The 9,638-nt window shown below is 74.2% G+C and carries 9 protein-coding genes; 4 read left to right on the top strand and 5 right to left on the bottom strand.

Annotation, left to right across the window (positions count from 1 at the left end; translation table 11 throughout):
- The first annotated feature begins 121 nt into the window (after positions 1–121).
- Entirely contained in the window at positions 122–1,006 is an 885-nt protein-coding gene (locus DEF28_RS23630) for a LysR family transcriptional regulator (RefSeq protein WP_114400200.1), read from the top strand.
- Positions 1,007–1,028: 22 nt separating this feature from the next.
- Here DEF28_RS23630 and solA read toward each other — a convergent pair whose 3' ends face one another.
- Both solA and DEF28_RS23620 read right to left on the bottom strand, forming a co-directional pair.
- The gene (gene solA / locus DEF28_RS23625; protein WP_158562910.1) at positions 1,029–2,165 is read right to left on the bottom strand and encodes an N-methyl-L-tryptophan oxidase; all 1,137 of its coding nucleotides are present in this window, start codon (positions 2,163–2,165) and stop codon (positions 1,029–1,031) included.
- A 67-nt stretch (positions 2,166–2,232) separates the two neighbouring features.
- Positions 2,233–3,597 (bottom strand): sodium/glutamate symporter, encoded by a 1,365-nt coding sequence (locus DEF28_RS23620; protein WP_114400198.1) that lies wholly within the window; start codon positions 3,595–3,597, stop codon positions 2,233–2,235.
- Between the two features lie 225 nt (positions 3,598–3,822).
- On the opposite strand from DEF28_RS23620, the gene DEF28_RS27700 reads away from it, so the two are divergent.
- Positions 3,823–3,981 carry a hypothetical protein gene (locus tag DEF28_RS27700; RefSeq protein ID WP_158562909.1) on the top strand — a complete coding sequence of 53 codons (159 nt, stop codon included), beginning with the start codon at positions 3,823–3,825 and terminating at the stop codon, positions 3,979–3,981.
- An 87-nt stretch (positions 3,982–4,068) separates the two neighbouring features.
- Here DEF28_RS27700 and DEF28_RS23615 read toward each other — a convergent pair whose 3' ends face one another.
- Complete coding sequence (locus tag DEF28_RS23615; RefSeq protein ID WP_114400197.1) at positions 4,069–4,761, bottom strand: DUF2848 domain-containing protein; 693 nt, start codon at positions 4,759–4,761, stop codon at positions 4,069–4,071.
- Positions 4,762–4,846: 85 nt separating this feature from the next.
- Here DEF28_RS23615 and DEF28_RS23610 point away from each other — a divergent pair, with 85 nt between their 5' ends.
- Complete coding sequence (locus DEF28_RS23610; protein WP_114400196.1) at positions 4,847–6,196, top strand: MFS transporter; 1,350 nt, start codon at positions 4,847–4,849, stop codon at positions 6,194–6,196.
- Positions 6,197–6,214: 18 nt separating this feature from the next.
- Here DEF28_RS23610 and DEF28_RS23605 read toward each other — a convergent pair whose 3' ends face one another.
- On the bottom strand, positions 6,215–6,847 hold the full coding sequence (locus DEF28_RS23605; protein WP_199493485.1) for a GntR family transcriptional regulator: 633 nt from the start codon (positions 6,845–6,847) through the stop codon (positions 6,215–6,217).
- 73 nt (positions 6,848–6,920) lie between these two features.
- Here DEF28_RS23605 and DEF28_RS23600 point away from each other — a divergent pair, with 73 nt between their 5' ends.
- On the top strand, positions 6,921–7,712 hold the full coding sequence (locus DEF28_RS23600) for a carbon-nitrogen hydrolase family protein (RefSeq protein ID WP_114400194.1): 792 nt from the start codon (positions 6,921–6,923) through the stop codon (positions 7,710–7,712).
- Between the two features lie 111 nt (positions 7,713–7,823).
- Here DEF28_RS23600 and DEF28_RS23595 read toward each other — a convergent pair whose 3' ends face one another.
- A complete protein-coding gene (locus DEF28_RS23595) occupies positions 7,824–8,822 on the bottom strand; it encodes a GlxA family transcriptional regulator (protein WP_233515504.1) in 999 nt (332 codons plus the stop codon).
- Positions 8,823–9,638 lie beyond the last annotated feature (816 nt).

The raw sequence follows: 9,638 nt of genomic DNA, 5'->3' as shown, positions 1-9,638 counted from the left end.
GGGCGGAGGCGGCGCGGGAAGGCGAGCGCCGCCGGTCCGGGCCGCGGGTCGGCGGCCGCTCTGGACGTCTGTCCTGGTCCGCGCCACACTAGGCGGCGGGACCGGGCTGATCGGGGGCGGGATGCTGGATCTGCGGCAGCTGGAGTACTTCGTGGCCGTGGCCGAGGAGTCGAGCATCACGCGGGCGGCCCGGCGGCTGCGGATGGCGCAGCCCGCGTTGAGCCAGGCGATCACCCGGCTGGAACGGCGGCTGGGCGCCCGGCTGTTCGACCGCGGCGGGCGGGAGGTCCGGCCGACCGCCGCCGGGTTCGCCCTGCTGCCGGAGGCCCGGTTCCTGCTGGCGCGGGCGCGGGAGCTCGCCGACGCGCTGCCGGCGTCCGGCGGGCTGCCGCCCCTCCCGTTGCGGGTCGGCTGCGCCGCCTCCGCCGTCTCGGGGCTGCTACCGCGGGTGCTGCCGGACTTCCTGCACCGGCGGCCCGACGTACGGCCGGTGGTCCGCGAGATGGGCCAGCACGCCCAGTTGACCGCGCTGCGGCGCGGCGAGATCGACGTCGGGATCTGCCGGCTGCGGCGCGGCGAGGACGGGATCGTGCTGCGCCCGCTGCGCGACGAGCGGCTGTACTGCGCGCTGCCGGCGGAGCATCCGCTGGCCGCGGCCGGTTCCGTGGCGCTGGAGACGTTCGCGGGGCAGGACCTGGTCGGCTTCCCCCGCGACATGGCGCCGGTGGCCTACGACGCCATCGTGAGCGCCTGCGTGCGGGCCGGGTTCTCCCCGCGCTTCGTGCAGGAGGCGGGCAACTGCCAGGCGATCCTGGGCGTCGTCGCCTGCGGGATCGCCGTGGCGGTGGTGCCGGAGCTGACGACCCGGGTCCGGATACCCGGCGTGGTGTGCGTCCCGCTCTCCGACCCGTTCGCGGTGACGCCGCTGTCGGTGGTGTTCGGCGAGGGGGAACCGGCGCCGCAGGCGCTGGCGTTCGCGGACGCGGTCGCGGCGGCGTTCGGCTGATCCGCCGCCGCGCCGCCGCGCGTCAGGGCGCCGCCGCGAAGCGGTCCGGTGCCATGGGGGCGAGGTCGAACCCGGTGCCGCCGTCCAGCGCGAGGTCGGCGGCGATCTGGCCGAACACCGGGGCCATCTTGAAACCGTGCCCGGAGAACCCGGCCAGCACGACGGCCCGCTCGTGCACCCGCCCGACCATGGCGGTGCGGTCCCGCGTGTACCCCTCGACGTAGACCGAGTGGCGGACCGGGTCGGGGTGCAGGCCGGGCAGCAGCGCCGCGACCGCCTCCGCCACGGGGCGCAGCCGGTCCTCGTCGACGTCGCGGGTGAAGGAGCCGGGGTCCGGCAGGTCGCCCCAGGCGTCGGCGAAGCCGGTCTTCACCCAGGTGCCGTCCATCACCGGGATGCCGAACAGGTGCACACCGCCGGTGTCGCGGATGAAGGCGGGGAACCGGTCGGGCGCGTAGTCGGCCGCGGTGCTGCCGCGGCCGGGCGCGAACCAGGTGAGGACGATCGGGCGCACCGTGATCCGGCGGCCGAGCTCCGGAAGCAGCTGGCCGGTCCATGGACCGGCGGTGACCACCACCCGCCCGGCGGTGAACTCGCCGGAGTCGGTGCGCACCCGGACCCCGCCGTCCTCGACCAGCAGTTCCGTGACGGTGGTGCGGTCCAGCAGCCGGGCGCCGTGCGCACGGGCCTGCTCGGCCGCGGACAGCACCGCGAGTTCCGGCCGGAGTACGCCGCCCTGCGCGTCGAGCACCCCGATCTCGCCGTCGCGCGCCGCGTGCTGGGGATAGCGCTCGGCGAGTTCGGCGCCATCCAGGACGGTGTGCTCCAGTCCGTGCTCGCGCACCGACCGCAGCACGTTGCGCATGGGGGCGATGGCGGGCGGCCCGATGGACAGGCAGCCGGTGGTGGTGAGCAGCGGCCGGCCGGAGAGCTCGGCCAGCTCGTGCCACAGCGTCCGCGCGCGGCGGAGCAGCGGGACGTACTGCGGCCCCTCGTGGTAGGCCATCCGGAACAGCCGCGACTCCCCGCCGGCCGCGCCCCGGTCGTGGGCGATTCCGTACTGTTCGAACCCGATGACGTCGGCGCCCGACCGGGCCAGCCGCCACGCCGCCATCGCGCCCATGGTCCCCAGGCCGACGACCGCCACATCCGCGTCCATGTCCGACGACACTCCCTTTCTCGCCATCCGTCCCGTCCGCTTCCCCGTCGTCCGTCCCGGCCGCCGGTCAGGCGGCGGGCACCCGGTCCTCCTCTGCTCCGCGGCCCCGCGACCGCGCGGTCCAGCCGAGCACCCAGGGCAGTGCCAGCGCGACCAGCCCGAGGGCCGTCCAGCCTCCGCCGAGGGCCCAGCCCGCGCCGGCCATGATGATCGCCGGGGCGAAGGCGATCGTGGCGGTCTCCAGCGGCGCCAGCGGCAGGTAGGCGATGCCGAACTCCTCCAGCGTGCGGGTGCGCAGGTCGGGGTCGACCATGCGCAGCAGGGCGATGGAGGTGGCCACGGCCCCGGTGGACCAGCCCCAGGTGAAGACCGCCTTCTCGAACCAGTTCGTGCCGAACATCGCCGGGGCGACGACCCGGAAGAGCAGGACGCACAGCACCAGGCCGACGACGAACAGCAGGGTGAGCGGCAGCCAGAAGTCCCGGACGAAGCTCGGCACGATCGAGGCGATGCCGCAGACGATGAGCACGTCGGTGGCGGTCCCCGAGACCCCCCGGAGCGTGGTCGGGTCGAGGTAGCCCCAGGCGCGGGTGCGGCGCACCGCGAGGCGCAGTACCAGCCCCACGACGAACGCGAGCGCGAACACCGGCAGGGTGAACTGCGGGAAGATGCCGCCGAACCACACCTGGATCCCGTAGGCCGCGGCGGAGACGGCGCCCACGACGCAGAGCTGCAGCGCCAGCGGCTCGATGGAGGCCGCCGACGACGTGGCGGTGCCCAGCGAGGGGCGGCGCTCCGGGTCGCGGACCAGGCCGGTGCGCAGTTCCTCCGGCAGGTCGGCGACGCGGCCCTGCCGCGCGGTGTGGCCGCGCCGCACCCCCCAGTTGTTGGCGGCGATGCCGCCGATGATGCCCACGAGCATGCCGACGGTCGCCGAGGCGAACCCGAGCGAGGCTGCCTCGGGCCAGCTGTCGCCGAAGGCCGCGCCGAGGGCGGCGGCCGATCCGAACCCTCCGGCCCACCCGCCGACCAGCAGGATGCCGAACCCGTCCGGGGTGCCCCACACCGGGCCGAGCAGCAGCAGCGCGAACGCCATGCCCAGGCCCACCTGGAGGGCGTACATCGCGATGGAGTACAGCGAGAACGCCCCGGTCTGGCGGCCGACCCCGCGGAACCCCATGTTGTCGGTGAGGGCGAGGCAGGCGAACACGACCACGATGAGCACCGAGGAGTAGGTGCCGAGCTGCTCGGAGAACGGCAGCACCCCCAGCGCGTTCGGCCCGAGCAGCAGCCCGAGGAAGCCGGCGATGACGCTCGCCGGCAGCATCAGCCGCTGCACGATGGGCACGTGCGCCCGCACCACGGTCCCCACGACGAGCAGGGCGGCGATCAGCCCCGCGTCGGAGAGCAACGCCCACGGCGTGTAGTCCATGCGACTCCCCCGATCGATCCCGCTGTGTCCGTTTTGGACCACTGCCGAGATGTCTAACAGCCGGACATCGGCGGAAGGAATACGAAACGCATACCAGCCGGGTAATGACTGCATACGCGCCCGGCATGACATGGCGCCGTCACACCGGCGTCATCGAACGGTGACCGGGCCCGCACCGCTGCCGCGCACCTGCTCCTCGGCTGCGCCCTGGCGGTCGCGGTCCCCGTGGCCCTGTCCGAGGCGGGTGGACTGCGCGCGGCACTGATGTGGCTCCCCGACGTGGCCGCACTGCTGCTGGCCACGGCGGCCTGCGGCGCTGTCCTGGCCCTCCTGGGTGCGGTCCGCGGGGTCCGTACGCTGCGCGCCTGGCGGACGGCCCGCTGACGGCCGGCCGGGAGCGGACCGGCGCACGGATCCGCTCCCGCCCCTCGCGGCGGCCCGGCCGGGCCGCCGGGGCCGCCGCGCCGTCCGCTACTCGATCGGCTCGGGGAGCCGCCGGACGCGGTAGGCGAGGCCGATGACGTCGCTGGTGGCCGGGTCGGCCAGCTCGACCTTCCAGACGCCGGCGAACTGGTCGACGCCCTCGCGCATCGGGATGGTGCCGGACAGCAGCACGGTGCCCGGGTGCAGCAGGTCGCGCGCCCGCAGCACCTCGGTCCAGTACGCGGGCGCCAGGAGCTCGGCGAGGGTGCCGCGCTGCAGCAGGGTGTCAGGCTCCTCCGCGCCAACCCACGCGGTGAGGGTGATGGCGTCGAGGCGGTCGGCGACGTCGGCGAGCCGCCAGGCGCGGGTGCCCAGCACGTCCGGGCCGGCGTTCTTGCTCCACGCGACGCCGTGCACCTCCAGCGCCCGGTCGGTGTGGTCGCAGGCGACCGTGAGCAGGATGTCCTCGGGCTCGGGGCCGGCGACGACGATCGCCCACTCCGCCTCACCGGAGGTCCGCCCGTGCTGGACCGCGACCTCACCGGTCTGCTGGGCGAGGTAGGGGGCCACCGGGTACAGGGTCGGGGTGTTCGTGGGCGCGGGCACCCCGAGCTCGGCGAGCTCCTCGACATGCGCGCGCACGTCGTCCTGGCTACGGCCCGCGTACCCTCCGTTGAGGAGGGTCGTGACCTGGACCTCCAGCTTTTCGCCGGTGTTAACTTCGAATCTCAGAACGGACATGCCACCCTCTCACCCTTGCGCATACAGCTCGTATACAAGCAGTATATCGAGCACCCGCCGATGTCCAGAGTGAAGGGTGAGCGACATGACACATCAGGAGCGACCGGGGCCGGGCCCGCAGGTGGACCGGCGCACGCTCTGGCGGGCGTTCGCCGCCAGCCTCTCCGGTACGGCGCTGGAGTGGTACGACTTCGCCGTCTACTCCGCGGCCTCCGCGCTCGTGCTCGGCCAGCTGTTCTTCCCGAGCGAGGACCCGCTGGCGGGCACGCTGGCCGCGTTCTCCACCTACGCCGTCGGCTACGTCGCCCGCCCGCTGGGCGGCTTTGTCTTCGGCCGGCTGGGCGACCGGGTCGGCCGCAAGAAGGTCCTGGTGAGCACCCTCGTGCTCATCGGCGTGGCCACGTTCCTCATCGGCCTGCTGCCCACCCACGCCGACATCGGCCCCACCGCGGCCGTGCTGCTGGTGGCGCTGCGCTTCGCCCAGGGCGTCGGCGTGGGCGGCGAGTGGGGCGGCGCGGTGCTGCTGTCCAGCGAGTTCGGCGACCCGCGCCGCCGCGGCTTCTTCGCCTCCGCCGCGCAGGTCGGTCCGCCGGCCGGCAACCTCATGGCCAACGGCGTGCTCGCGCTGCTCGGCGCCGTCCTCACCGAGGAGCAGTTCCTGTCCTGGGGATGGCGCCTGGCGTTCCTGCTCTCGGGCGTGCTGGTGCTGTTCGGGCTGTGGATCCGCTCCCGGCTGGAGGAGACCCCGGTCTTCCGGGCCATGGAGGAGTCCGGGCAGCGGCCGGCCGCCCCGATCCGCGAGGTGTTCACCCGGCAGACCCGCGGCCTGGTCGCCGCCGTCCTCAGCCGGATGGCGCCCGACGTCGTCTACGCGCTCTTCACCGTCTTCGTGCTGACCTACGCCACGCAGGAACTCGGGTACTCCTCCGGGGCGGCGCTGGGTGCGGTGCTGGTCGGCTCCTCACTGCAGGTCCTGCTGATCCCGCTGGCCGGCGCGCTCTCCGACCGGGTCAACCGCCGGCTGCTGTACGGCATCGCCGCGGCCGGCGCGGCCGTGTGGCCGTTCGCGTTCTTCCCGATGGTCGGCGCCGGCGGCTACGGCGTGCTCGTCCTGGGCATCGTCGTGGGCCTGGTCTTCCACTCGTTCATGTACGGCCCGCAGGCGGCGTTCGTCTCGGAGCAGTTCCAGCCGGAGCTGCGCTCCACCGGCAGCTCGCTCGCCTACACGCTGGGCGGCGTCATCGGCGGCGCCATCGCGCCGCTGCTGTTCACCTTCCTGCTGGCGCAGTTCGCCAGCTGGGTGCCGCTCGCCTGCTACATCCTGGTGACCGGGGCGGTGACGCTGGCCGGTCTCACGCTGGGGCGCAACCCCGATCTGGAGCAGGAGAGGGCGGCGGCCGGCCCCCCGGCGGCGGTCGCCGGCACCGCGCCGTAGCGGGCGCGGCGGCCCCGGTCAGGCGGTGTCGAGGAGGACCCGGAGGGTGGCCTCCAGGTGGGTGTCGATCGCGGCGGCCGCGGCCGCCGCGTCGCCCGAGGCGAGCGCGCGCAGGATCCGCTCGTGCTCGTCGAGCACCGCGTCCTGCCGCCCGGTGGCGGAGAACACCGCCACCACGCCGGCCCGGATCTGGCGGGCGCGCAGCCCGTCATAGAGCTTGGTGAGCATCTCGTTGCCGTTGGCCGCCACGAGTTCGGAGTGGAAGCGGTGGTCCCAGGCGATGAACTCGCGGGCCTGCTCCGCGCCGCGCAGCCCCGCCTGCTTCTCCAGCGCGGCACGCATGGCCGCCAGCGGCGGCTCGCCCCGGGCGAGCGTCCGCTCGGCGGCGTGCCGCTCGACCATCCCGCGCAGCTCCATCAGCTCGCCGATCTCCCGGCCGGTCATCGGAGCGACGTAGGCGCCGCGTTTGGGGATCAGCTGGACGAGCTCCTCGGCGGCGAGCAGGAACAGCGCCTCGCGGATCGGGGTGCGCGACACGCCGATCCGGTCGGCGACCTCCTGCTCGTTGATGAACTCGCCCTGGCGGTCGGGGTCGGCCAGGTAGTTCTCCTTCAGGAACGCGTACGCCCGTTCGCGGCCCGACGGCGCCACCGGCCACCTCCTTGTACACAATATGTATACGAAACTCTATCGCTCCGCGCACGGCGGGAGAGAGGACAGCACCATGCGGATCGCATTGTCGCAGATTCGGTCCACCGCGGACCCCGGCGAGAACCTGGAACTCGTGCGGGACGGCGTCGCCGCCGCGGCGGCCGCGGGCGCCCGCGTCGCGGTCTTCCCCGAGGCCGCGATGGCCCGCTTCGGGGTGGACCTCGCCGGGCGCGCGCAGCCGCTGGACGGGCCGTGGGCCACCGAGGTCACCGCGATCGCGCGCGCCGCCGGCGTGGTCGTGGTGGCGGGCATGTTCCGGCCCGCCGACGACGGCCGGGTCAGCAACACCCTGCTGGTGACCGGCCCGGGCGTCTCCGCGCACTACGACAAGATCCACGTGTTCGACGCCTTCGGGCACCGGGAGTCCGACAGCGTCGCCCCCGGCGACACCCTGGTGACCTTCGACGTCGACGGGGTCCGCCTGGGCGTGGCCACCTGCTACGATGTCCGGTTCCCCGAGCTCTTCCGCGCGCTCGCCCAGCGCGGCGCGGTCGCCACCCTGCTGTGCGCCTCGTGGGGCGCCGGCCCCGGCAAGGCGGAGCAGTGGGAGCTGCTGGTGCGCGCCCGCGCCCTCGACTCCACCTCGTGGCTGCTGGCCTGCGACCAGGCGGACCCCGAGACCTGCGGGGAGACCGTGACCGGCAACGCGCCGCGCGGGATCGGGCGCAGCCTCGTGGCGGATCCGACGGGCACCGTCACCCGGCAGCTGGACGGCGCGCCGGGGCTGCTGGTCGCCGACGTCGACCCGCAGCGGGCGGCCGACGTCCGCGCGGCCATCCCGGTCCTCACCAACCACCGGCTCTAGGCCGGGTCCTCCCGGCGAGCTGCCGGGTGGGGCGGGCGGCGGTCCGTGCCGCTCGCCCGCCCGGAGGCCGGGACAGGGCGGGCGGCACGGCCGCCTAGGGCCCAGGACGCCTCACGAGCACCCGACCGGACGGCCGCCGGCCCGTTCGGCTCCGTGCGACCTCCGGTAGGCGGACGGCGTCTCTCCGACCTCCCGCCGGAAGATCGCCCGGAAGTTCGCGGCGGTTCCGAACCCGGTCGCCCCGGCGATCCGCTCGACCGACCAGTCGGAGGTCTCCAGCAGGGAGCGCGCGCGGCGGATCCGCTGGTGGACGACCCACTGCATCGGCGGCATCCCCGTCTCCCGCTCGAAGCGGCGGATGAAGGTCCGCCGCGAGAGCATGCTCCGGTCCGCCATCCGCTGCACCGTGATCGCGGACCCGATGTTGGCCATGACCCACTCCCGGGTGGCCCGCAGGCTGGCCCGGGTCGGAGTGAGCGCGTCCGCGTACCGCGGCTCGTCGGGGTCGCCGGTGGGCAGGGACACGGTGTCCTTCGCGGCCCGGTCAGCGGCCTCGGCGCCGAAGTCGGTCCGGACGACGTGGAGGAACGCGTCGACGCTGGCCGTCGCGCCGGCCGAGGTCAGGACCGGCCCGTCCTCGACGAACAGCCGGTTCTCGACGACGTCCACCTCGGGATGGAGCCTGCGGAGGAGTCCGGCGTACTTCCAGTGCGTCGTGGCCGTCCGGCCGTCGAGGATTCCGCTGGAGGCGAGCGCGAAGGTCCCCGTGCAGACGGCGACCATCCGGGCGCCGCGCCTGGCGGCGCGCCGCAGCGCGGTGAGGTGGCTCTCCGGGATGGGCAGGTGCGGATCCTCGTACCCGGGGACCACGACGACGTCGGCGCGCTCCACCTCGGACAGCGGGTGGGCCGGCGTGACCTCCATGATCGGTTCGGCGGGCGACGGCTGGCCGCTCGCCCCGCCGGTCGGCGCGGAGTAGCGGTCGCCGCACATGAGGACCCGGTATCCGGGATGGCCGCCCAGCACGTAGGCGGAGATGCTGCAGTCCAGCGCGAAGGCCCGTGGGACCGCGAGTACCGCCACCGACTTCCCGGCGCTTGCAGATGGCACCGCTCTCCTCGCCTCCGCTCCTGGTGGCCGGCCCCCGGCCGATCCTAGCCGCCGGGCAGCGGGACATCCCGGCCTGGCACGATCCTTGCCGTTGTTGGCACGCCTGCGGCTGGTCCGGGACTCATGCGGATCGTAGATTGTTGGACATCCACCCGCAGTCGAGGAGACCGTCTACACGCTGGACATCGACGCGGCCTTCGCGGCGGCCGGGCCGGTGCGCAAGGAAGCGTACGGACGCCCGGACCCCCAGGTCACGAGCACTCTGCTCGCCGTCTCCCGGCTGGCCTTCCCCGAACAGCTGGTCGAGGTCAGCTTCACCGCCCGGGTCTGATCCGGCGCACCGGGAAAAACCCCGCGTCCCGCGGCCCACCGGGAGTGTGCACCGCTTCGCCGCCGCGGGCGCGGCGGCGACCGGCCACCTCGCGCGCCGAAAGAATGGGCCGGAGGGCACCGCCGAACGAATGAGCACATTCCGCGGCCCGGGAATCAGTTATGCCCGCCGCCGCATTCCTGCCGGGCATTCCTCCTTCCGTTCCCGCGTTTTTCCTCGGCAGAACTGCGGTCTACCTCCTAGCGATTTGCCGAATTCCACTCTGCCCCGCGCCCGGGCACCGACCGCGGCGGTCCGCACGCGGATATCGAATATGCCCGGCGCCGGGCCGCCGCGGCGTTCCGCGCCCCTGAAGCGGTGCGGGTCCACGCCCTCGCGGGAGCGGTGTCGAGGAGACCGTCTACACGCTGGACATCGACGCGGCCTTCGCGGCGGCCGGGCCGGTGCGCAAGGAAGCGTACGGACGCCCGGACCCCCAGGTCACG

The organism is Marinitenerispora sediminis (genome assembly GCF_003336425.1).
Lineage (GTDB): Bacteria > Actinomycetota > Actinomycetes > Streptosporangiales > Streptosporangiaceae > Marinitenerispora > Marinitenerispora sediminis.
The sequence above is the reverse complement of the archived record's forward strand: the minus strand, read 5'-3'. Positions and strand labels throughout refer to the sequence as shown.

Coding starts and splice junctions, on each gene's coding strand:
- DEF28_RS23600 (WP_114400194.1), top strand. CDS start 6,921: ATGCGGATCGCATTGTCGCAGATTCGGTCCACCGCGGACCCCGGCGAG.
- DEF28_RS23615 (WP_114400197.1), bottom strand. CDS start 4,761: ATGTCCGTTCTGAGATTCGAAGTTAACACCGGCGAAAAGCTGGAGGTC.
- DEF28_RS23610 (WP_114400196.1), top strand. CDS start 4,847: ATGACACATCAGGAGCGACCGGGGCCGGGCCCGCAGGTGGACCGGCGC.
- DEF28_RS23630 (WP_114400200.1), top strand. CDS start 122: ATGCTGGATCTGCGGCAGCTGGAGTACTTCGTGGCCGTGGCCGAGGAG.
- DEF28_RS23620 (WP_114400198.1), bottom strand. CDS start 3,597: ATGGACTACACGCCGTGGGCGTTGCTCTCCGACGCGGGGCTGATCGCC.
- solA (WP_158562910.1), bottom strand. CDS start 2,165: ATGGACGCGGATGTGGCGGTCGTCGGCCTGGGGACCATGGGCGCGATG.